Here is a 24,359-nt window from a genome sequence, read left to right on the forward strand (position 1 = left end):
GCACATAAGAAGGAGAACAAAGAAAATATCAAGGAGAGACTTTTTAGTCAGCCCCCGAACCAGATACGGACCGGACCCGGTCTTGATAAGATGATATCCTACTCAACGAAAAAAAGAAAAAGAAGTAAATTATACCTCTGTAGGGGACTTCCCGAAGTACTTTTTAAACACTGTACTAAAGTAACTGATACTAGAATAACCACAAAGTTCGCTAACTTCCGTAATAGTGTGTTTACGTGATTGTAATAACTCTAACGCCCGATTTAATCGAATTGATTTAATGAAGTCGGTAGGTGACAGACCTGTCAACGCCTTTATCTTCTTATATAGAAGTGAAGAACTCACATGCATTTCCATAGCAAAACTTTCTTTATCAAAATTCAAGTTCTGTATATTACTATGAATAATCCCAACTGCTTTCTTCACAAAGAGATCATTGAGTTCATTGGATAGAATAACCTGTTTAGAGTCATTTTCTTGCTTATCCAACTTCAATGCTTTTTCTCTGACGATTTCCCTGTTCCGCACAAGCGACTTCATGCGCTGTTCTAGAAGAGAAACATCAAAAGGTTTTGTGATATAATCCTCTGCTCCTAAACCCAGACCTTCCAATTGATCGCTTTTATCGCAAAGTGAAGTTAACAAGATCACCGGAATATGTGAAGTTTCAAAAGTTGATTTAATCAATTTGCATAATTCAAAGCCATCCATGCCGGGCATCATTACATCAGAAATAATTAGCTCAGGAGATTCTTTCTGCAATAATTCCCATGCTTCAACTCCATCCTTAGCTTCTAATACACTATATTGATCCTCAAAAGAACACTTCAGGAAGTTGCGCAGATCTTTATTATCATCAACTATTAATATGGATTTTTTCTTTTCAGCTTGTTCATCTTCCTTTGTATTATTGGACTGATGCTCCGGACAGTCTTCAAATACAGCATTTTCTATATTCTCATGCTCAATTAGTCCGCTTTCTGCTTCCTCTTTATAAGGAATGGTTATTTTAAATGAAGATCCTTCATTCTCTTTACTATTCAGAGAAACCTCTCCACCATGCATTATAACATAGCTCTTTACCAGCAACAAACCTATCCCGGAACCTACCATACGGGAATTAATCTTATTATCCCCTCTATAAAACTCCTTGAATAGCTTCTTTTGAGCATTATCCGAAATACCTAATCCATAGTCTTTTACTTCTAAATTCCAATATTCTTCACCACAGTCAAGTATAAGTTCTACCTTACCATTGGCATGAGAATATTTTATAGCATTAGAAATCAGGTTATCAACTACTTTTTCGATTTTCAATTCATCAACCGCTGACATGTAGGATTCTTTATTAGAAGAAAATTCTAATATGATATTCCTTTTTCCGGCTGTCGATTTAAACATTGTTTTCCGTCTATATACTAAATTGACGATATCCGTCATCACCAAGAACAGTTGGCCTTTCCCCATATCAACCTTTTGAAAATCCAATAACTGAGTGGCAACATTAGATAAACGCTCGGACTGTTCTGTAGCCAGATTCAGATAATAATGCCCTTTCTCCGACAATTCTTTTTCTTTATTCAACTCCTGAATAGGTGCATTTATCAATGTAATCGATGTACGCAGATCATGGGCTGTATTTGTAAAAAAGCGAATTTTATCCTCTGCATGGCGCTGCTTCAAACGGTTTATATAGAATTTCAGTACAAAAGATATAATACTTATTATTATGATAGATATAATTAAACGGAACCACCATGTCTGCCAGTAAAGAGGAATAATGTGTATATCCAATGTACGTTCATCAACTACTTGAGAAAGTGAATTATCGTACATTCTGATTCTCAATTTAAAATCCCCGTTTGGAATATTAGTATAGGTTATGATCTGCTGATTGGATGGATGAGACCAATCTGTATCGAGCCCTTCCATTTTCCATGAAAACTTAATTTCTTTAGAAGAAACGCCAATAGGTAGTATCTCAAGTGCCAAGGTATTCTGGTCATACCTGAATGTGAGTTTCTTTTGTTCATTTACAGGTATTTCATGCAATAAGTCAGGATCTTCTTTAATAGAACGACCGGAAATATTGATATTCTGGAAAAATATTCGCCCATTAAGCTGAGAGCTATATAATTTATTGGGATCAAACATCACTGCTCCATTATTTGTACCCCACATTAATTCTCCGTTGTTTAATTTACAACCAGCATTTATATTAAACGAAACGCTGGAAAGAGCCAAAGTAGAATAATAAGTATGTACGGTACTATCAGCGGGATTATATCGGCATAATCCACTTTCGGTTCCTAACCATAAATAACCATTATCATACATGACACTATTTATATAATTAGAAGGGAGTCCTGATTCTGTAGTGATTTTCTGAATTTTACGAGTTTCATAATTACAATGTAAAAGACCATCGCCACAGGTTCCTACCCAAATATCATTACCCAGTACTAAAACATCTTGTGCAAGACATTCACCCAAATAACTGATCTTTTCAGTTTCCTTGTCCAACAAAAGCAGTCCGTATGTACAAGCCAGTAATATTTTACCTGGAGATAATTCCATAAATGTACGAACAGGTTGTGCTACATATGAGCGGAAACGTTTTTCTTTTGTCAAATAGCAAATCACATCCTGAATTCCTCCAATCCAGATATCACCTTCACTATCCTTATATATATTCATTATAAACTTACCATTAGACTTCAAATCGGCAGAATATTGAGGATAATGCGCCAATTCCCTGCCCGTATTTCGATCTAACACATAAAATCCCGAAGAAAAAGATCCAGCCCAGATATTACCTTCGTTATCTTCACACAAAGCCAGAAACACTTGAGCTTGTTCTTGCTTATTTTGATAGTAAACGTCCCATTCATTAGCAGTTACCCGCCATCTGCTTATACCATTATTAGTGGCAAACCATATATCACCCTTGCTGTCTTCTAATATCTTATTTACATTGTCATTCCCTAAAGAATTGGCATTATTCACCTGATGGGTAATTTGATTGATTAAGGGAGATTTACGATCAAAAAAAGAAAGCCCACCTGTATATGTAGCGACCCAAACTCTCTTATCACCATCGCAAAATATATCATAAACCCCATCACCACGAAGAGATGACGGATTATCAACATCTTCCTTAAAAATATTCAAAACAGATTTCTTATATTTATCCAGTTCCCATACTCCTTGCCCATCAATTCCAATAAATAGTGTTGAATCGGAACCTTGTTCTATAACTTCAATAGGCTGTTTGGGAAAGTTCCTTATAGGAAATGATAACAACTGATTCCTCTTCATATCATAACAAAATAGTCCATTAGTAGAAGTACCTATCCACAAAATGTTCATTCTTTCATCATAAAAAGTATTATTGATTTGAAGGGAGCCATTAATCTCATACAGGTTTTTACGTTCCAGTGTGTTGATATCCAATAAATCAATATAATCCCGGGTAGCAACAAACAAATGAGTTTCATTATAAAACTCTATAGATTGCATGTGTTTATCTTGTTTATCTATTTTTTCAAACTTCCCATCTTTATATCTACACAAACCAACAGATGTAGGTATCCACAAGGTTTGCTGATTATCAATAACAATTTTGCCAATACTCAAAAAGTTATTATTCAATGTAACCCTAAGATCGAAAAGTAAATCAAATCTATCATATACCTCATTATAACGAAACAATTGTCCATTATTTGCATAGGCGATTAAAAGTGAAGCATTGTATGTGAGCCTGACTGTCAGAATATTTGCGGTCTTATAAGGTAATGAATAGATTCGATAGTCACTTTCCGTTACTCTCAATACTCCTGTTTTTGATGATGACCAAATAAAGCCATTCCCATCTTTACAAACAGAAGCCATTTCTCTCATAGAAACTCCATATATAGAATTGATATTATAAAATTTGACATCTGAAGAATATACATTCAGAATCCAAATAAAAAGGAATGATATGATTAGTCGTGATTTCATAGAATCAATGGTTAATGACTGCAAATATAGCATATTTAGTCAAGAGTATACTAAATAGTAAGACTTTTCATTGCGAGTTTTACAACGAAAAATATAAAATGTAAAGCATATATGTTATATGTGCATTATTTTGTCTAATTTTGCACCTCGTTTTTTAAATTATTCAGATATAAGTAATGAAGGCGTTCGAATTCAAACCAAAGCTATATACAGCTTTGAAAAACTACTCGAAAGAATTATTCATGGCAGACCTGATGGCCGGTATCATTGTGGGTATCGTTGCTCTTCCGCTTGCCATTGCGTTTGGTATTGCATCCGGTGTATCACCCGAAAAAGGTATTATCACAGCTATCATTGCCGGATTCATCATCTCCATGTTGGGAGGTAGTAAAGTTCAGATAGGAGGTCCGACGGGAGCTTTTATCGTTATCATTTATGGTATCATCCAGCAATATGGAGAGGCAGGATTGATTGTTGCTACACTGATGGCAGGAGTTATTCTTATCCTCTTAGGGGTATTCAAGTTGGGAGCTGTTATTAAGTTCATCCCCTATCCTATTATCGTAGGGTTCACCAGCGGTATTGCCGTCACCATTTTTACAACACAAATTGCCGATATCTTCGGGCTGAATTTCGGTGGAGAGAAGGTGCCGGGAGATTTCGTCGGGAAATGGATGATTTATTTCCAGCATTTCGACACCATTAATTGGTGGAATACCATTGTCAGCATTGTCAGTATTGCAATTATTGCCATAACACCGAAGTTCTCGAAAAAGATACCCGGTTCGCTGATTGCCATTATTGTAGTGACGGTAGCGGTGTATCTGATGAAGACATACGGTGGTATTACTTGTATCGATACTATTGGCGACCGTTTCAGCATCAAAGCCGAACTTCCTGATGCAGTGATGCCTTCCTTAAATTGGGAAGCCATTAAAAATCTATTTCCTGTTGCCATTACCATTGCCGTATTGGGAGCTATTGAGTCATTGCTTTCTGCTACGGTAGCGGATGGTGTCATTGGCGACAAACATGATTCCAATACGGAATTGATTGCACAAGGAGCGGCCAATTTGGTTACACCTTTATTCGGCGGTATTCCTGCTACAGGTGCTATTGCACGCACGATGGCAAATATCAATAACGGTGGTAAGACGCCCGTGGCCGGTATGGTTCATGCAGTTGTGTTGTTACTTATCCTTCTGTTCCTTATGCCACTGGCACAATATATTCCAATGGCGTGTCTGGCAGGTGTATTGGTGATTGTCTCTTACAATATGAGCGGCTGGCGCACATTCAAGGCGTTACTGAAGAACCCGAAATCAGATGTGACCGTTCTGTTAATTACTTTCTTCCTGACAGTTATCTTCGATTTGACGATTGCCATTGAAGTTGGCCTGGTCATTGCTTGTGTACTCTTTATGCACCGTGTAATGGAAACTACCGAAATCTCTGTTATCAAAGATGAGATAAATTTGAATGCCGAATCAGATATTCAGGTAAATGAAGAAAATCTGATTATCCCGGAAGGGGTGGAAGTATACGAAATCAATGGTCCGTACTTTTTCGGCATGGCTACCAAGTTCGAAGAAATCATGTCCAGACTGGGCGACCGCCCCAAAGTACGCATTATCCGTATGAGGAAGGTGCCTTTCATTGATTCCACAGGTATTCACAACCTGACAAGCCTTTGTCAGATGGCTCAACGTGAGAAAACGACAATCGTACTTTCCGGAGTAAATGAGAAGGTGCACAAGGTATTGGAAAAGTCCGGTTTCTATGAGCTTTTGGGCGAAAAGAATATTTGTCCGAATATCAATGTAGCGCTGGAAAGGGCAAAGGAATTGATTGAATGAATGAGTGTATCAAAATAAAGATTAGCACACAAATTACCCGAATTACACAAATAAGGCGGTTTTTATACTTCTGATAATCAGAATTTATCTGGTTTATTATTTGTGTAATTCGGGTAATTTGCGTGCTTTTTTTCAGTTTTAATACATCATCCTCTTATCCATGCTCCGGTAATTTCCGCAACATAAATATGGTGCAAGCCGCCGTGAGCACCACCATACCATTGTTTGCATATAGCAGGATCTATGAAGCAATCTTCTTTCATCACATCCGTATAGAGCTTGCGGCATTCCAAGCTAAGGCGTCCCTGTTCAAAAAGAATATTTCCTTTCTCCGTAACAAGAGGTTTCAGCCCTGTTGCTTTCACCTTGTCTACTTCCCTACCCGACTTGCTTCCACAAATCTTATGAATAGCTTTGTTTTCTTCTCCCAGGAAAGAAAGTGTGAAGTACTCACTCCGTTCTATAAATTCAAATGTATAACGTTCCGGACGGATAAAAACATAAACCACCGGTTTATTCCACAGGAAGCCTATGCCGCCCCAACTGGCAGTCATAGTATTAAAACTCTCCTTTGTACCTGCCGTCACCAGCATCCATTCTTTACCGATAATCTCAAAAAAGTTGTCTGAAAGGTCTTTAATTGCAATAGGTTTCATATTACTACACTCATTTAATAATTGCTATATACTATTTTTTTAGTAGGAAACACTTACCGGAATATCCGTTTTTTTAATTAAAGCCGCAATACGGTCCAGTTCCTCATGAGTGGCTTTGCACAAATCATGATCAGGTGTTTCACGGTCGATGGTATAAATCATCACCTGACGGGGCTTTATTTCTTTCACAGCTTCCAGCCAGGGAAGCACATATTTATCTGAAATATTATCCACATCTTTTCCCTGATAACTGCCTTTCATAAACATAGTCTGAATGATGCAATTACCTTTAAAGGCTTTCATGTGTTCAATGATTTCAGATACCGAATAATGTGCATTAGGACGATCTACAGTACGAATGTATTCCTCATCTACCGTATCGAGTTTCAGAATATTGTTATCTATTTTATTCAATGCATCGAATACTGCGGGACGATAAATAAAAGTAGAATTACTCAATACGCTGACTTTGGCATTCGGAAAATACTTATCGCGAAGCATCAACGTATCTTCTATGATTTCAGGGAAATGCGGATGAGCCGTCGGTTCACCATTTCCGGCAAAGGTAAGCACATCGGGTTTGGGTCCGTTTTGCTGCATATCCAGAAGTCTGGCTTCAAGGGCAGTGCGAACTTCCTCACGGGTGGGAAGCGGCTTTTTGGCACGATGGTCGGCATTGAAGCCACATTCGCAATAAATACAGTCGAAAGAACACACTTTACCATCTTCCGGTAATAAGTTAATCCCTAAAGAAACTCCCAAACGGCGGGAATGAACAGGACCGAAGATGGGAGACGGATAAATAACAGTCATAATTCTCAAGGTTTATAACGGCAAAGTTAACTAAATCTTTATACGAAGCTGCATCTGCAAGTCAGCTTTTTTATTTCCTTTTATCAGATCATTACCCGAACCAATGGTTTCACGGTCCTGATAGATAGTTTGTCCGAACTTAACAAGAAGCATAAAAGCTTTGTTCATATCGTAACGGGCACAAGCTGAAAAGCGAAATCCCTGCCCGTAGAAAGACGGAGTATAAAAGGTGTAAAGCAATCCCTTTTCGGAAGCATAGACGCGGGAATCGTAATCGTCCGTATGGAAATAAGTACCTTGTAAATAGAGCTTTAACGGAAATGGAAAAGCGTAAGAACAGGATTGGGTAAACTGGTAGCCCTGACTCCCCTTCCGCCCTCGGGAATGAAAATGATTGTAATCCACTGTTGTTCGTAACTGAAGGTTATCCGGTGAATAAGTCAGCCGATAACGAAAACGATGATGATAGGTAGGAAGGATGACTTTCCCGTTTGTACCCGCTACGTCTCTTTCTTTCCGTTTATAGCGATAATTGATGTACATGAATAAATTCCGTTTGGGAGAATAGAGAGACTGAAACAGGGCATCTACTCCCTGGGACGGTTTACTGATACGGTATTTCCACCAGGGAAAGGAGAATAAATCCAGTGAAGCAAAGAATCTCCAATGGGCAAAGGGGACTGCTTCGGCAGCCAGATACCAACCGTTTTCATTCTGCGGCGTACTGCTTTCACCAAAGGAACGGGCAAACATAGCCCAATAATCGTGGGTATAATATCTATGAACAATTGATAGTTGATAACCGGTTAATATACTATATTTCAATTGATTTAGCAGTGCATAACCTTGCTTTCCCATAGCTGCTTCACCCGTCAGAGTAAAGCGATTCAAGCGGTATTTATAATCTATGCCTGCATTATAGAAGTTATTTCCCTGTATATTATACTTGGCATAGGTTCGTAACTCCGGTTGATAAGTATAGCTGAAAAAGTAGTAAATCCCTGTTAATCCTACTTTTAGGTTGTTCATTTCGTAGTTAATATTACCGCCCATCAGTTGTAAAGCAAAAGCGTTCATCTTTTCCGCTTCTTTCTCCGTACGATGCAGCCCGGTCTTATAAATGGAGGTAATTTCACCTTGTTCCACCACCCCATCCATGGAACGATGGGAATAGAAACCGGATATTTGAAACGCAGGGATAATCTCCACTGTTACCGCAACTCCCCGGAAATAGTTATATTCATCGGTGGAACTGTGTTTCCGGATACCACTACTACGATTATCAACCGTCGAAAGTGAATAAGTCTTTCCCAAACGGAAATCCGTACTAACTACCAGTCCTTGGCCGAAACTCAGTTTGTAATTGCCTACGGCCAACGTTTTTAACCTACCCAGATTATGGAGTAGAAAATAAATGGAATAGTAATCATATCCCTTCCTGTTGTGCAAGGCAAAAAGAGGTTCTCCGGCATCCTTTTCTGCCGTGACTCCCATCTGCAAATAGTCTCCATACCGATAACCATATCTCAGAGAATGGTACATCGAAGGTCCCAGATAATTCTTCCGATACCCTTTGCGGGTGTAGAAAGGTACATCCAAGCGGGTTAATATTTCCTGTTTACCATATTTCAACAGACTTTTCAACCGGGGGAAACCTTTCTTTTCAGTAACAGGAATTACACAAACGAAGGGTAACAGCAAATCAATGGTACGTTTATCCATTTCCTTCACCAGTTGCAGCTCATAGATGGTTTGCATCTGCCCATGTATGTATACATAGGCTAGAATATTTTCAATCTGAATATCCGTAAGGAAAGGAAATTGTTCCAATTCGCGTTTAGTGGTGACATTGATATTAACAGGTTCTTTCAGACGGTTGGAAAGTTCTTCGAGTTCATCTTCCCAGTTCTTTTCTTCTTCATCCATAGAGAGTTGCTCCATGTTTTCTTCCCAAAGGGACACACTTGTATTTTGAGCTTCAAGTACAGGAGTTATCAACAGCATACTTAGAAAAACTCCCGACTTGAGTAATTTCATTCGTGTAAATAAGTTTAATAGGCACGAAATTACCATAAATAAGTTAACAAGGCAAGGAAAACATCAACAATCGGATAAAATATGAAGATAAACACTTAATTTTGTAGCATGAACGCGCGACTTAACATATTAATAATAACTGTGTTTCTTCTGTTCGGTACCTCCCTCTGCCAGGCGCAGGAAACGAAGACGGAAGGATACCTGGTTCCTATGTGCGTTTACGAAGGCGATACCATTCCTTATGTAAAAATACCCATCGTTTATATTTTCAAACCCCTGAAATTCAAAAACAAGAAGCAACAAAACGAATACAACAGGCTGGTATATAACGTAAAGAAAGTATTGCCCATTTCCAAAGAAATTAACCGGGCGATTATTGAAACCTACGAGTACATGATAACTTTGCCCGATGAGAAGAGTCGCCAGAAACACATGAAGGCGGTAGAGAAAAGCTTGAAAGAACAATATACTCCACGTATGAAAAAGCTCTCTTTTTCTCAAGGTAAACTGTTGATAAAGTTAGTGGACCGCCAAACCAACTCTACAGGCTATGAATTGGTAAAAGCCTTCATGGGACCTTTCAAAGCTGGTTTCTACCAGACTTTTGCTGCGCTGTTCGGCGCCAGTCTGAAAAAGCAATACGATCCTACGGGAGATGATGCGCTTACCGAACGGGTTATTTTATTAGTGGAAAGCGGACAGTTATAAAGATAGTATAACTTATCATTTACTTCATTTCAAAATAGATTATTAGTAATAACTTGTTTATTATCTGTTGATAGCTTGTTAAGAACCTGTTATCAATAAAACTTATTATCAGAATAAAACAATGTATTTCAGCCTATTAAAGTTGTTTATAACTTATATGAACAGTTGTTTATTTCTCTATTGATAAAGGCACAGCAATGCCTGTTTGAACAGTGTTCTCACAACTTATCAACAGCCTGTTATTTCAGTTTCTTAAATAAATCCCAGATAACAATACCTGCCGTTACAGATACGTTCAACGAATGTTTGGTGCCATATTGAGGTATTTCAATGCACCCGTCAGAATGGTCAATAACTTCCTGCTGAACCCCTTTCACTTCATTTCCCATCACCACAGCATACTTCCCGGCCTTATCCAGCACCAGCTCATCCAGCATAATGCTACCTTCCGCCTGTTCTACCGAATAAACCATATATCCCTCTTTTTTGAGGTTATCAACCGCTTCAACACAGTTATCAACATACTTCCAGTCCACAGTGAATTCGGCTCCTAAAGCCGTTTTATGCATTTCAGGATGGGGTGGAGTAGCTGTAATGCCACACAAATAAATACATTCTACCCTGAAAGCATCCGAAGTACGGAACACGGAACCTATGTTATGAAGACTGCGGATATTATCCAATACTACCACCAAAGGCAGCTTTTCAGCTTCCTTGAACTCCTCTACACTAATACGGTTCAGTTCGGTTATCTTTAGTTTACGCATAACACTATATATTCAGCACAGTTTATCTATTATATACACTTCCCGTTGCAAAGATACTTCTTTCCGTTCACATCCCTGTTAATAACCGTTTAAAAGCTGTCAAAACAGGCGGGAAAGAAATTAAAAAATAATCCTTGCAATATTCAAAACAACGTATATGTACCCACCGGAATGAACATTCCAAAAAAGTTAAGGGAAACTTTCCGAGGTTATATAAACACATTTTTCAGCCCTATTACACCGGTTTATAACTATAAAGTTATTAACTTTGCACTTTATCAACAAGCTGTTAATGGAGTTTTGCAGAAGGCTTATTATCAAGAGATACATACCTTATTTACCCGTTGATAACGTACGAATAAAGTTTTATCTCATACTAATAACTTCTCCGGCAAGAAAAATCGTATTAACTTGTCGACACTATTAACAGGCTATCATCACCATCAAAGGATTTTTAAATTTAGAAAGAGAAATAAAAAATATAATTATGGATAATCTCATAGAAGCTATCAAGCAACTGAAAAAGGAAAAGAATGCGATTATTCTGGGGCACTACTACCAGAAGGGGGAAATACAAGACATAGCCGATTACGTCGGCGATAGTCTGGCATTGGCTCAATGGGCAGCCAAAACGGAAGCGGATATCATTGTGATGTGCGGTGTTCACTTTATGGGTGAAACGGCTAAGGTGCTTTGTCCGAATAAGAAAGTGCTGGTTCCTGATATGGCAGCCGGTTGTTCGTTGGCGGACAGTTGTCCGGCAGACAAGTTCAGTCAGTTTGTCAAAGAGCATCCCGGATATACGGTGATATCCTATGTGAATACAACGGCTGCCGTGAAAGCAGTGACGGATGTTGTGGTGACTTCCACCAATGCAAAGCAGATAGTGGAAAGCTTCCCCAAAGATGAGAAAATAATCTTTGGTCCGGACAGAAACCTGGGGAATTATATCAACTCTATCACCGGGCGCAATATGTTATTATGGGACGGCGCATGCCATGTACACGAACAATTCTCGGTTGAAAAGATTGTTGAATTAAAGGCTCAGTATCCCGATGCAGTGGTGTTGGCACATCCCGAATGTAAGAGTACGGTTCTGAAGTTGGCCGATGTGGTAGGTTCTACGGCAGCGCTGTTGAAATATGCGGTGAATCATCCCGAAAAGAAGTATATTGTTGCCACCGAATCGGGTATTCTTCATGAGATGCAGAAGAAATGTCCGCAGACAACGTTTATTCCGGCTCCTCCCAACGATAGTACGTGTGCTTGCAATGAGTGTAGCTTCATGAGATTAAATACGCTGGAAAAGCTTTATAATTGCTTGAGAAACGAATCACCGGAGATTATAGTAGATGCGGAGATTGCAGAGAAGGCGGTAAAGCCGATTAAGAGGATGCTGGAGATATCGGCAAAGTTGGGATTATAATCTCAAATCATACATACTTCTATTTAATATTCCATCTGTCATGCTTCGATTTCATTCGGCATGGCAGATGGAATATTTTTTTCCCGAATTTAGGTGTAGTTATCCTGAACCTGATGATTTATAATATACTGTTATATAGGTGTATATAGCAGTAGTGTAACGTACATTAATGTATTTGTTACATTTTTATTTAAAATGAGACCTCCTTAGAGATACATGCGACATGGATATGAATGTATAAAAAATCGAATCAATACATTTGCGGCGGGAGTGTGATTGGTATGCTATATGCCACATGGAAATGAATTTCCCTTCCCTTATATTAATCTTAAATAATTGAAAAGCTATGGAATGTATGTATGATGACAGTTAGGGAGCTATTGTGGTAATAGCTAATGATGGGAGAAAAAATACTATTAATTAATTCTTAAACTAATTATAATGAAAAATGTAACTAAGAAAATTCAGAAGATTCCTTTTCTGTTTATGCTTGTGCTTTTTACGTGTATATCAGCATCGGCACAAATTCAAGTCAAGGGTACTGTTGTCTCAGCTAATGATTCTGAGCCAATGATTGGTGTTGCTATTCTTGAAGAAGGAACCAACAACGGTTGTATTACCGATCTCAATGGTAATTATTCTATTCAGGTGAATAACAGTAATGCTACTCTTACCGTTTCTTTTATAGGCTACAAAACACAGACTGTTAAAGTCGACGGTCGTAGCATAATTAACTTTCGTTTGGAAGAAGATACAAAAATGCTTGATGAGGTTGTGGTTGTAGGTTATGGTGTTCAGCGCAAAAGTGACTTGACAGGCGCTGTTGCCTCTGTAAACTCTAAAGACCTTAAAGGTTTGGCTACAACCGATGCTGCTGCTGCTCTTCAGGGTAAAGCCGCAGGTATTCAAATATTGAACTCATCAGGCGCTCCGGGTAACGGTGCTGAAATCCGTGTACGTGGTTATTCTTCTAATTCTGGAAATATTGGTCCTCTCTTGATTGTAGATGGCTTGAAAGTTTCAAGCATCCAGTATCTTGATCCGAGCTTGATTGAGTCTATGGAAGTATTGAAAGATGCTGCTTCCGCAGCAATCTATGGTTCTGAAGCAGGTAATGGTGTAGTACTCATCACAACCAAAAATGGAGGAAACAAAGGTAGCGGTAAGATTACATATGATGCACGTTATACAATGAACCAACTTGGACATGTACCACAATTGCTGAATGCAGAAGAATTCAAGGACTGGATGGGCATGCAAGGATATAACGTCGAGGCTGCTATGTCGGATGCTATCCGCGACTATAATTGGAATCCAAATACAGATACAAATTGGTTTGATGAATTTATGGGTACTTCTTGGAGCAAACAGCACTCTTTTTCATTTCAGGGTGGTAACGACAAGGGGCAGTATTTTGCAAACCTCACATACGTTAATCAGGATGGTATCGTAAAAGGTAAAAACGACTACTATGAACGTTTAACTGCCCAGATCAATGCTGATTATAAAATAAAACCTTGGTTGCAGGTAGGTACCAATACTTCTATAGAGAAATGGCGTAGAGGCAGCGTATCAGAATATGGTTATGGTTCTGCTTTTGAAATGCTTCTTGTAATGGATCCTTTGACTCCTACACACTGGACAGACCGCAGCCAATATCTTGCTGCCACAGGTTCTACTTATGACGCAGTTCAGAATGGAACTTCTGATACAAATTATCGTTTCTATGGCGATGATAAAGGTATGTACGCTACTTCATACTTCAATACAGAACTTGCTGGTGGTACTCCATTTGCACAGCGCGATAAGAATGCTAATAATAAAAATGGCGGCATCAATGTACATAGTACATTCTTCGCAAACTTGACCCCATTTAAGGGCTTTACATTTACTTCTCGTTTTGGTACTCGCATTACTCAGGGTAATACTTACAGCTATGCAGAACCTTATTATGTCACCGGTCGTGTAAGTGATACCAAGTACTCTATCAGCCAGACTACAAGCACTGGTCTATACTATCAGTGGGAGAACTTTGCCAACTATATGACTTCAATTGGCAAGCACACCATTTCGGTAATGGCAGGTATGTCGTATATTCAGAGCGAAAGCAACGGTACGACAGCAGGTGCATCAGGTGAAGAATTGCTTTCTTCATACGAAGAAAATTTCCGTTACTTGGATTGTGTACTTGTATCAGATAAGGTTTCTCGTACATTCAGCGGAACACCAAGCAAGTCTTCAAGCATTTCATACTTTGGTCGCTTAGGATATACTTATGACAATCGCTATAGCTTACAAGCCAATTTCCGTGCTGACGCATTCGATACTTCAAAACTTCCGGCGGATAAACGTTGGGGATACTTCCCATCATTATCAGCAGGTTGGACACTCAGCAACGAGAAATTCTTTAAAGATTTAGTTCCTGATAACATTGTTTCATTTGCCAAGCTACGTGCCTCTTGGGGGCGTAACGGTAATATCAACGTACTTAACGGTTATAAATATTCTTCTTCTATTGCAACCGGCGGTCAGTGGTATCAATATGGTAATGGTACAACTGTTACAAATGGTTCTATGCCAAGCGGTTTGGCTAATCCTAACCTTACTTGGGAAACTTCTGACCAGTTGGACTTCGGGCTTGACTTACGTTTGTTCAATGATGCTTTGACAATAAGCATGGACTACTATAAAAAAACTACCAAAGACCTTCTTGTAGATGCTCCATGTTTGCCTGAGACAGGTGTATCTTCACAGATGATTAATGCAGGTGAGGTACAGAACAAAGGTTTTGAATTTGAAGCATCTTATAAAGGAAACATAGGTAAACTGAATTACTCAGTATCAGGTAATTTCGCAACATTGAAGAATGAAGTAACTTACCTTGATGATCGTATCACACGTATCTCGGGTGGAAGTATTTCAGGTGCAAACTCTACTATATACACTAACTTCGAACAAGGTATGCCGGTATGGTATATGCGTGGTTACAAATATGTAGGTAAGAATTCTGAAGGACAGCCTCTTTATCTCGACAAAGAAGGTAATGAGACATTAACTCCGGGTGATGAAGATCAATTCAATATCGGTAAAGGTATTCCTGATTTTACATACGGTATTACAATCAACCTTGAATACAAGGGTTTCGATTTCTCGGTATTCGGTACAGGTACAGTAGGAAATGATGTTTACTACGGTATGTATCGTACAGGCTACAACAATATCTCTAAGCATTTCTACGATGAAGCCAAGAAGGGGAATATGCCTAATCTTAACACAATTGCAGGTGATAAAATTTACTGGTCATCTTCTGCTCTTGTATTTGACGGATCATACTTCAAGATTAAGCAATTGCAGTTAGGATACACATTGCCAAAGTCTATCACAAAAAAGGTATTTATAGAGAACCTTCGTGCTTACGTGTCACTTGACGACTTCTTCACATTTACATCTTATCCGGGTCTTGACCCTGAAATTGCTTCAAGAAGTGGTAATAATGTAGGTCTTGATGCCGGTGCATATCCTACAATGCGCAAGATGACATTTGGTCTTAACGTAACATTCTAAACCAACCATTAATACTGATAAAAAATGAAAAAATATATATATTCATTTGCGGTATGTGCCGCACTGTTCTGTGCATCTTGCGATGAAAGTCGTTTGGATATTGAGCAGAAGGCTGTTAGTTCTACTGACAACTTCTATAAAACCGACCAAGATGCTGTTGATGCTATGACTGCTGCTTATGCACAGTTCCTTGATAATGTATGTGCATCTGTCGGAATCTATCAGCCACAGTTCACTTTACTCAATTATTCGGCAGATGATGTTTTCTCTGCTGGTACAAATTATACTGACCACATGGATATGCGTGTATTCGATGAGTTCCGCTATGATACAGGCAACGCTGCTTTAAAAGAACTATATCAGCGTTACTATAAATCTATTTATGCAAGTAACCTTGTAATAACATATGTAGATCCGGCTGTGAGTACAGTTATGGCTCGTTGTGTTGCAGAGGCTCGCGTATTACGTGCTTATTGTCATATGATGGCTGCTCTCACATTCCAATGTCCTCCAAAAGTCGACAAATTACTTGGTGCCGATGACAAACCAACAAATGTCGAAAGTCAAAAATCTCTGCTTGAGTGGTGTGCTACCGAGTGTGAAGAAGCTGTTAAGGATTTGGATGACCGTAAAGGTCCTAATGATGTAGAAGGCGCATTTAAAGTTACAAAGGGTTTTGCATATTTCGTAGCGGGTAAGTCTGCTGTATTCGCCGGCGATATGGCTCGTGCAGAGAAAGTTCTTAAGCCTTTGGTTGAATCTCCTAACTATGCACTTGTTCCGGGAAATCGTTTCCGTGACCTGTTCCATGTTGAAGGAAATGGTTGTGAGGAGAAAATTTTCGAAGCTAACTGTTTCGGAAATATCGATAAAGGTTTCTGGAATAATATTTATCGTGGAGGTTGGATGGTCAACAACGTATTGAATTGGCGTTATGATCGTTTGGGTTCTCGTGCTACTATCTGCGGTGCAAACGATGGTTGGGGTGGTGGAGCCATCAATTGGAAGTTTGCCGAGAAGATGTACAAAAACGATGGTGACGGTCCACGTCGCAAGGCTACCTTTCTGACTCCCGATGAGTTCTTGTATGACTCTAAGCTCTGTGGTTGGGAAAGTGATTTCGATGCCAACGGAAATGAGATATCTCTTGACGAGAAGAAGAAAGATCCGAAACGTGGTATTAAGAGTACAGATGGTTTGTTTTCACATGGTATATATATGGAAGTCAAGAATATAGAATCTCTTAATGACCGTAATATGTCTATCAGTGATACTCACAACTCCACATCATTCCGTATAGCCCGTTTAGCTGAAGCATATCTTCTTTATGCAGAGGCTTGTCTTGAAACAGGTAATGTGGCTGAAGGCAAAAAATATCTTAATGCCATTCAGAAACGTGCAGAAGCTCCTGAGACAGAACTTACAATTCAGACTCTTCGCGATGAAAAGCAGTACGAACTTTGGTTTGAGACTTGCCGTTTCCACGATATAGTTCGTTGGGGCATTGTTAAAGAGTGTCAGGATGCTGTTGTTGACCAAGTTCCGCAACTGTATGACGACTTCTTTATCCAAGGTACATCATACTATGGAAAAGAGCATCATCTACGTGCTGAGTTAACTCATCCTTTATCAGTAGACCAAAACTTACCTGCAAGTTCTTATGGCTTCGTAAAGGGTAAACATGAATACTTTCCATTTCCAAAAGATGTCATAGACTTAAACAAAGAACTTCATCAACTTAACGGATGGGCAACGAAGTAATTAAAGATTAATTGTTTGATAACACACATAAGTCTCAAGAAACAGAACTGTAATCAGAATGAGGCTTATGAAGGTTAGGTAGTTAGTGTTGTTCCAATAGGTATGTTATATAGTGAAAGGTGAGATTTTCGTCGTGAGATGAGAATCTTACTTTTCACTATATAGTTTCAATAGTAAAAGAACATAAAAAGTACATTCAAAATTGTATGAATTAGATTAAATTATTATGTTTATTGGAAATATGGAATCAGCATGAAAAATAAAAAACTTGTTATGGTTTTGTTGGCAGGTCTGTTCCTTACAAGCATAACTGGATTTGTGCAAGATGCAAACTTTTATATGTGTGAATGAATTTTTACCGAATTTATTTAAGAAATAATTTCTACTTTATATGAAGAAACAAATTTTATTTTGGAGTATGATGGTATGGACGTTAAGTGTAGGCTTACCATCTTTTGCACAGACGGTAGAGGATTTCGAACCTTCGGAGGTAAATCAGCCGGGAAGAATTTATCCTCAGGTCAATTCGGAACGTAGAGTTCGTGTACAAATTTCAGCACCTGAAGCAAAGAAAGTACAACTCGATTTAGGTGGGGTAAAGTATGATCTTGTCAAGGATGAAAAAGGTGTATGGATAGGAGAGTCTGCTCCGCAACAGGAGGGATTTCATTATTATCAATTGAATGTGGACGGGGCATCTGTTCCCGATCCGAGTACCATTTATTTCTATGGTGCAGGTCGTTGGGGGAGTGGTATAGAAATTCCGGCTCATGATGCTGATTTCTATGCTTTGAAAGATATTCCTCACGGTTTGTTGAGTGAAATGAATTATTATTCTGATCTGACAAAGACATGGAGACGTTGTTTTATTTATACTCCGGCAGAATATAATGATAATAAAGAAAAACGATACCCAGTACTTTATCTGCAACATGGCAGTTTTGAGGACGAAACGGGATGGGGGAGACAAGGAAAGGCCAATTTGATTTTGGATAATCTGATTGCTGCCAGGAAGGCAGTTCCTATGTTGGTGGTAATGGATAATGGATATGCCACAAAGTCTGGTGAAAAATCACCTTCTGGTGCTTCTATTTTTGAAGAGGTGCTGATGAACGAAGTTATTCCGATGATTGATATAAAATTTCGTACCTTATCCAATCGTGAGAATAGAGCTATTGCGGGATTATCGATGGGAGCTAACCAGACCATGCGTATTGCCATGAATCATCCTGATAATTTTGCCTATTATGGCGGTTTCAGTGGTACGTCGAATTATCCGAGCATTGAACCACTGGATGCAACTATTTTTCTCGATGGAAAGTTTAAAAGTGGTAAAGCTGTAAACGCTCAGTTTAAAGTTTTTTTTCTGGGACTTGGTACAGCCGAACCACATCCTTTCCCCGGAGTAGTGAAAGCCTTCCGGCAGATGCTGGACAAACAAGGGATTAAATATACGTATTACGAATCTCCTGATACGGCTCATGAATGGCTCACATGGCGCAGAGCGCTGAACGAGTTTGCTCAACTTATTTTTAAATAATCAGGAATTTACCTGATAAAGTGTGTGAATAGTGACCGGATATCTTTTGATAAGCAAACTTTTTAATAAACTGAAAAATATGAAATTTATTTTTGGATTTGTATGTGTACTGTTCTATTCTCTGATGTCTTTTGGACAGACTATGCAATGGATTGATATCAATTATGCTAATGACAGTCTGGAGGGACATAAACTTGATATTTATCTGCCCGGCGGAGAACAGTCTAAATATAAAGTGGTGGTTTTGATTTATGGCAGTGCTTGGTTTGCCAATAATATGAAGCAGATGGCCTTTCAGACAATGGGAAAGCCATTACTTGATGAGGGCTTTGCAGTGGTTTCTATGAATCATCGTTCCAGTAGTGATGCGAAGTTTCCGGCACAGATTAATGATGTGAAGGCGGTCGTGCGCTTTATCCGTGCTCATGCTGATGAGTATCGGTTTGATACTTCTTTTATCGGTATCACCGGATTTTCATCGGGTGGCCATTTGTCTTCACTGGCCGGTACTACTAATGGTGTCAAAATGTATAAGGTAGGTGATACGGAGATGGATATCGAAGGAAACGTAGGTGATTATACTTCTTTTAGCAGTCAAGTGGATGCAGTGGTTGATTGGTTCGGGCCGATAGACATGACCCGCATGGAAAACTGTGCTACGACCAAAGGAGCAGATTCACCTGAAGCTGCCTTGATAGGAGGAACACCGGCCGAGCATATGGATGTGCTGGCTCTTTTGAATCCGATGACTTATATTGACGAAAGAGATCCTAAGTTCCTGGTGATTCATGGAGATGCCGATCAGGTGGTTCCCTATTGTCAGAGTATTTTCTTCAAAGATGCCTTAAGTGCAAAAGGACGATTGGAGGAGTTTATCTCTGTACCTCAGGGACAGCATGGCCCTATAACTTTCAATGAGCAGACTTTCAAGAAAATGACGAAATTTTTTAGAAAGCAGGCTGCTATGGATAAATGATTCATTGTTGAGGCTGCCCGAAAAGTAATCAGACTTTTCGGGCAACTTAGATTATTGTATATTTGTATTCTTTTCATTTGTCGAAGACAGGGATGATTCTTTTCTTTCAATGTGATCTTTCATGTATACAGTTGGGTACATTCCGTATAATTCTTTAAAGGCAGTTGAAAAGTTGTTTGGATTTGCAAAACCAGTCAGTTCGGCTATTTTATTAATGGAGTAGCGTTTTTCTGATAGCATACTTGCGGCTTGTTTCAGCCGGGTATTACGGATAAAATCACGTGTTGTCTGGTTCGTGAGTTCCTTTAGTTTGCGATGCAAATGTCCGCGACTTATTCCTGCTTCCTTGGCTAATATTTCTACCGTGAAATCAGGATTTCCCAGATTCTTATTGATGACTTTCATAATCCGTTCTATTAGCTTTTCGTCAGGGGAGTCACATTCTATTTTTTTCAATAGCTCTTCTTGTATCTGTTGTCCATGTTGTGTGATATGTGGTATTTCTCGTCCATGTATTAAGTTAAATGCTGTCCTTTTTAAAATTTCAATGTTGAAAGGTTTAGTGATATATGCGTCAGCTCCGTTTTCCAAACCTTTCAGATTGTCTTCTTCCCTTATTCTGGCTGTGAGAAGGATAACGGGGATATGGTTCAGATTGACGTTTTGTTTTATTTTTCGACACAAGGTGAGGCCGTCCATATGCGGCATCATAACATCACTGATGATAAGATGAGGCACAAACTTGAACACCATGTCCAGTGCTTCCTTGCCGTTTTTGCTTTCGGCGGTATGGAACTCTGCTGATAGTTCTCTACAGATGTAATTGCGTATTTCATCATCATCTTCTACAATAAGGATACGATATGCAGTGCGGGATTTCTGCAGGGGAACTTTCCCTTGGGCAGTTACGGCAGGTGGCATTGGTACAACTGGATATTCATGTGAAAGTGCCGGAATATCGTTCTTGGTATTTTCCATTTCTTGAGGGAGTAGATGTCCGCATCCTATGGGTAGATGTATGATGAACCGGCATCCGGATTGACCTTCCGGATTGTTTTCCACATGAATGGTTCCATGGTGCAGCTCTACCAATGAACGGGTAAGATGCAACCCTATACCAGTTCCGGTATTCAGACTGTTCATACTGCCCCGTATTTGGTAGAAGCGGTCGAATATATGTTCGGCTTCTTGTGGAGGAATACCTATTCCGCTATCTGCTATGGTGATTTCCGCATAGTGTTGCAAAGGACCTGATGTATGTGGGTCTTTCTTTGTGTATAGGCTGATATCTACTTTCCCTCCTTCGGGAGTGAATTTGAAGGCATTAGATAGGATATTTAGAATAATCTTATCAAAATTAGTTGGATCTATCCATAATTCCTGTGTGTTGTTTTCCGGATGGTGGAAGTGAAGGGTAATTTTTTTCTCTTCTGCCAGTTGGGTAAAGGTATCGCACAGATCACTGATAAATGGGATAATATCCGTCCGTCGGAAAGTGAGTATCATCTGACCTTTATCTATCTTGCGGATATCCATTAGTTGGTTTATGAGTGTCAGAATCCGTTTGGCGTTGCGATAGATAATATGATAGTTTTTTTGCCGTTCGTTGTCAGGATCGTTATAGATTAGTTTCTGCAGTGGACTGATGATGAGCGACATCGGTGTACGAATTTCGTGTGATATATTGATGAAGAATTGTAGTTTAGCTTCATTTATTTGCTCTGCATGCATGTGTTTCATCATTTCCTGTCGGATACGGTAACGATGGTATATTTGTAGAATAATATAATAAATGCAGCTTGCTATGACTAAAAAGTAAAGTAGCCAAGCCCATCCTGTAGCCCACCATGCAGGTGAGATATATACAGTGATGGCTTTAACGTTCGATTCTGTCATGTAGTCTACAGCTTTTACACGAAATTGGTAAGTACCCGGTGACAAGTTACTGAAAGAAACCCGGTTAGTTCCTGCAGGCAGGCTGACCCATTTATCATCATTCATGGTATAGTGGTAAACAATTCGTTCAGGACAGTTCAATTCCAGAGTTGAGAACTCTATACTGAATGAATTATCTTTATGAGATAAATGGAAATTTTCCGTCTCAAACACCGGGCGGTCTATAATTTCATGTCTACCGGAAAACATGCCTTTTTTAACCGGACGGTTGTGCAAATAAAAGTCTGTGATGCGTATACTCCATTTTTGAGCAGGATTGGTGATTTCTTTTGGATTAAAATAAGTGACTCCGTTCATTCCACCGAACCACAGGGTGCCATCGGTATCTTTCAGTGAAGCGTTCTTATTAAATTCATTGCCTTGCAGTCCGTCACTTACATAATAGTTGATGAATTGATGGCTGTCTTTGTGAAACTGCGTAATACCGGCATTAGTACTTATCCACAGATATCCTTGCTCGTCACCTTGGATGGCATAAACTGTATTGCCGGGGAGGCCGTCCTTCACGGTATAGTTTATGAGTTTCTTGTTGTTGGGATCCCAACAGGACAGACCGTCGGAAGTCCCTATCCAAATCAATTTCTCTCTGTCCTCATATATCGAAAAAACGATGTGATGCTCCAGCAGGGTATGACTTTTGAATTTATCAGTAGCAAGATCTATGTAGGTCACTCCATCGTATGTGCCTGCATATAGTTTATTATCGCTGGATTGAAATAGGCAGTTGATCCATTTGCTAACATGTTCGTTTACTTCAGAAGGATAGTTTAATTGTTTGGCTTTTATATTATAATAAAATAGCCCGGCCCCCATAGTCGCTATCCACAAACGCTTGTCCTGGTCTTCAGCAAAACCATATACACGCTGCACAAATTTGCCGTTTTCGTCTGACAGCTCTTTTAGATAAGAGCACCTACCGGTCTGTCTGTCCAGTTTTCCCATGCCTTTGGTGAAGGAACCGAACCATAGATTATTGTCCGAATCCTCATACAAGTTGAGTATGGTGGAGGGAAGAGACCACTCATCATTAGTGGGAGAATAATGTACTTTTTGGGTGAGATTTTTGGTAATGCCATAAATACCGTCATTGTCTGTTCCAATCCATAATACGCCTTCATGGTCACGGCAGAACGAAGTAATACAACTGGATCCGATTATATTCTTGTTAATAGATTTGTGACCTATATACTTGAAACCGTTCGTCTGGGAAGGAATCATGATCACTCCTTTCTGATATATGGCAAGCCAGAGGTTTTGGGCATTGTCTTTTAGAATGGAATGTACTTTGGAGGTCTGGGGATTAAAATACGTATTGTCGAAAAGATAGTCTGTAATTTTTTGTTCGTTGTTATTGAAGAATTTAACTCCTTTACCGTCTGTTCCGATGTATAGTTCATCCGGACTAACGGAACAAAGTGTTTTGATGGGCAGGTTTTCTTCTCCTTTGCAGGGAATGGAAATAAATGAATCGGAGGTTCTATCATATTTTAACAGCCCTTTGCCCATAGCTCCTGCATAGATATTGTCGTTTTGGTCTCGGCATAGGTCAATGATAGTTATTCCTTTTTCCTGTGTCAGATAGTGTTTCACCTGGTTGTCGGGAGTAAGGCGGTAAATTCCATTTTCTCCTTTGCTCATCCAAATATTTTGATTACTATCTTCAATTATGTAATCAGTGGCATACATAGGGATAGGAAGGTTGAGACTATCTACGGTAAGTTCATCTTCATTGATGGAGAGCGAACATAACTGATTACCCGTGACCCATATCTCTCCATTCTTTCGTTCTAATATATCAATAATATTGCTATTGAATACTTCTCCATTTTTCCATTTGGCCTGAGGACTAAAGTTATCCCGTGCCGGATCGTACATTTGAATACCTGTATGAGTACCTACCAACAGGTGTCCCCGGCTATCTTCTGCCAATGTACGTACATAGTTGTGACACAGGGAGTGCTTGTCTTCTGTTTTGTGTTTGTAGACTGTGAATTTTGTTCCGTCATATCGGTTCAGACCGTCTTCTGTGGCAATCCATATCATCCCATTTTTGTCCTGGAATATTTCATTGATTAAGCTGCAGGACAGTTCTCTGTCTACGGTGAACAATTTGCAGGACTGCCCATAGATTATGATTGGAAATAATAAAAATAAAAAGCTGATTAGTGTGTTTTTCATCAAATTTGTTATTATAATTTGCAATGCAAAAATACTAAATAGAGCAGTTTTTTCCTATAAAAATAGAATATATTAAAATGTAAGTCGACGAATTGAAACTTTTATCTGATGAATTAGAA

The 24,359-nt window shown here is 39.2% G+C and carries 13 protein-coding genes; 7 read left to right on the forward strand and 6 right to left on the reverse strand.

Annotation, left to right across the window (positions count from 1 at the left end):
* Positions 1-129: 129 nt before the first annotated feature.
* Complete coding sequence (locus QZ135_RS14335) at positions 130-4,002, reverse strand: response regulator (protein ID WP_294610571.1); 3,873 nt, start codon at positions 4,000-4,002, stop codon at positions 130-132.
* Positions 4,003-4,178: 176 nt separating this feature from the next.
* Between QZ135_RS14335 and sulP the strand changes: the two genes are divergently transcribed.
* Complete coding sequence (sulP, locus tag QZ135_RS14340; protein WP_294610574.1) at positions 4,179-5,858, forward strand: sulfate permease; 1,680 nt, start codon at positions 4,179-4,181, stop codon at positions 5,856-5,858.
* Between the two features lie 146 nt (positions 5,859-6,004).
* Here sulP and QZ135_RS14345 read toward each other — a convergent pair whose 3' ends face one another.
* Genes QZ135_RS14345 through QZ135_RS14355 form a run of 3 tightly spaced genes read right to left on the reverse strand, consistent with a single transcriptional unit; the run spans position 6,005 to position 9,364 of the window.
* Positions 6,005-6,514, reverse strand: coding sequence for a flavin reductase family protein (locus QZ135_RS14345; protein WP_294610577.1), 510 nt, complete (start codon positions 6,512-6,514; stop codon positions 6,005-6,007).
* A 39-nt stretch (positions 6,515-6,553) separates the two neighbouring features.
* Positions 6,554-7,327 (reverse strand): radical SAM protein, encoded by a 774-nt coding sequence (locus QZ135_RS14350; RefSeq protein ID WP_294610580.1) that lies wholly within the window; start codon positions 7,325-7,327, stop codon positions 6,554-6,556.
* A 30-nt stretch (positions 7,328-7,357) separates the two neighbouring features.
* On the reverse strand, positions 7,358-9,364 hold the full coding sequence (locus QZ135_RS14355; protein ID WP_294610583.1) for a helix-hairpin-helix domain-containing protein: 2,007 nt from the start codon (positions 9,362-9,364) through the stop codon (positions 7,358-7,360).
* A gap of 108 nt (positions 9,365-9,472) precedes the next feature.
* Between QZ135_RS14355 and QZ135_RS14360 the strand changes: the two genes are divergently transcribed.
* The gene (locus QZ135_RS14360; RefSeq protein ID WP_009130003.1) at positions 9,473-10,072 is read left to right on the forward strand and encodes a DUF4294 domain-containing protein; all 600 of its coding nucleotides are present in this window, start codon (positions 9,473-9,475) and stop codon (positions 10,070-10,072) included.
* 239 nt (positions 10,073-10,311) lie between these two features.
* Here QZ135_RS14360 and QZ135_RS14365 read toward each other — a convergent pair whose 3' ends face one another.
* Positions 10,312-10,839 (reverse strand): RNA methyltransferase, encoded by a 528-nt coding sequence (locus QZ135_RS14365; protein WP_294610588.1) that lies wholly within the window; start codon positions 10,837-10,839, stop codon positions 10,312-10,314.
* Between the two features lie 487 nt (positions 10,840-11,326).
* Here QZ135_RS14365 and nadA point away from each other — a divergent pair, with 487 nt between their 5' ends.
* From nadA to QZ135_RS14390, 5 genes are all read left to right on the forward strand, one after another.
* Positions 11,327-12,265, forward strand: a complete 939-nt coding sequence (nadA, locus tag QZ135_RS14370; protein ID WP_294610591.1) for a quinolinate synthase NadA — start codon at positions 11,327-11,329, stop codon at positions 12,263-12,265.
* Between the two features lie 441 nt (positions 12,266-12,706).
* The gene (locus tag QZ135_RS14375; protein ID WP_294610594.1) at positions 12,707-15,829 is read left to right on the forward strand and encodes a TonB-dependent receptor; all 3,123 of its coding nucleotides are present in this window, start codon (positions 12,707-12,709) and stop codon (positions 15,827-15,829) included.
* 24 nt (positions 15,830-15,853) lie between these two features.
* Complete coding sequence (locus tag QZ135_RS14380; RefSeq protein WP_294610597.1) at positions 15,854-17,590, forward strand: RagB/SusD family nutrient uptake outer membrane protein; 1,737 nt, start codon at positions 15,854-15,856, stop codon at positions 17,588-17,590.
* 391 nt (positions 17,591-17,981) lie between these two features.
* On the forward strand, positions 17,982-19,130 hold the full coding sequence (locus tag QZ135_RS14385) for an alpha/beta hydrolase-fold protein (protein WP_294610600.1): 1,149 nt from the start codon (positions 17,982-17,984) through the stop codon (positions 19,128-19,130).
* 79 nt (positions 19,131-19,209) lie between these two features.
* The gene (locus QZ135_RS14390) at positions 19,210-20,106 is read left to right on the forward strand and encodes an alpha/beta hydrolase (protein WP_294610603.1); all 897 of its coding nucleotides are present in this window, start codon (positions 19,210-19,212) and stop codon (positions 20,104-20,106) included.
* Positions 20,107-20,157: 51 nt separating this feature from the next.
* Here the strand turns inward: QZ135_RS14390 and QZ135_RS14395 are convergent, their stop codons facing one another.
* Positions 20,158-24,240 carry a hybrid sensor histidine kinase/response regulator transcription factor gene (locus QZ135_RS14395; protein WP_294610606.1) on the reverse strand — a complete coding sequence of 1,361 codons (4,083 nt, stop codon included), beginning with the start codon at positions 24,238-24,240 and terminating at the stop codon, positions 20,158-20,160.
* Positions 24,241-24,359: the final 119 nt, after the last annotated feature.

It is taken from the genome of uncultured Bacteroides sp., from assembly GCF_905207245.1.
Taxonomy (GTDB): Bacteria; Bacteroidota; Bacteroidia; order Bacteroidales; family Bacteroidaceae; genus Bacteroides.

Bases quoted from the DNA above. Each gene is read 5' to 3' on its own strand.
- QZ135_RS14335 (WP_294610571.1), bottom strand. From the start codon at position 4,002: ATGAAATCACGACTAATCATATCATTCCTTTTTATTTGGATTCTGAAT.
- sulP (WP_294610574.1), top strand. From the start codon at position 4,179: ATGAAGGCGTTCGAATTCAAACCAAAGCTATATACAGCTTTGAAAAAC.
- QZ135_RS14345 (WP_294610577.1), bottom strand. From the start codon at position 6,514: ATGAAACCTATTGCAATTAAAGACCTTTCAGACAACTTTTTTGAGATT.
- QZ135_RS14350 (WP_294610580.1), bottom strand. From the start codon at position 7,327: ATGACTGTTATTTATCCGTCTCCCATCTTCGGTCCTGTTCATTCCCGC.
- QZ135_RS14355 (WP_294610583.1), bottom strand. From the start codon at position 9,364: ATGAAATTACTCAAGTCGGGAGTTTTTCTAAGTATGCTGTTGATAACT.
- QZ135_RS14360 (WP_009130003.1), top strand. From the start codon at position 9,473: ATGAACGCGCGACTTAACATATTAATAATAACTGTGTTTCTTCTGTTC.
- QZ135_RS14365 (WP_294610588.1), bottom strand. From the start codon at position 10,839: ATGCGTAAACTAAAGATAACCGAACTGAACCGTATTAGTGTAGAGGAG.
- nadA (WP_294610591.1), top strand. From the start codon at position 11,327: ATGGATAATCTCATAGAAGCTATCAAGCAACTGAAAAAGGAAAAGAAT.
- QZ135_RS14375 (WP_294610594.1), top strand. From the start codon at position 12,707: ATGAAAAATGTAACTAAGAAAATTCAGAAGATTCCTTTTCTGTTTATG.
- QZ135_RS14380 (WP_294610597.1), top strand. From the start codon at position 15,854: ATGAAAAAATATATATATTCATTTGCGGTATGTGCCGCACTGTTCTGT.
- QZ135_RS14385 (WP_294610600.1), top strand. From the start codon at position 17,982: ATGAAGAAACAAATTTTATTTTGGAGTATGATGGTATGGACGTTAAGT.
- QZ135_RS14390 (WP_294610603.1), top strand. From the start codon at position 19,210: ATGAAATTTATTTTTGGATTTGTATGTGTACTGTTCTATTCTCTGATG.
- QZ135_RS14395 (WP_294610606.1), bottom strand. From the start codon at position 24,240: ATGAAAAACACACTAATCAGCTTTTTATTTTTATTATTTCCAATCATA.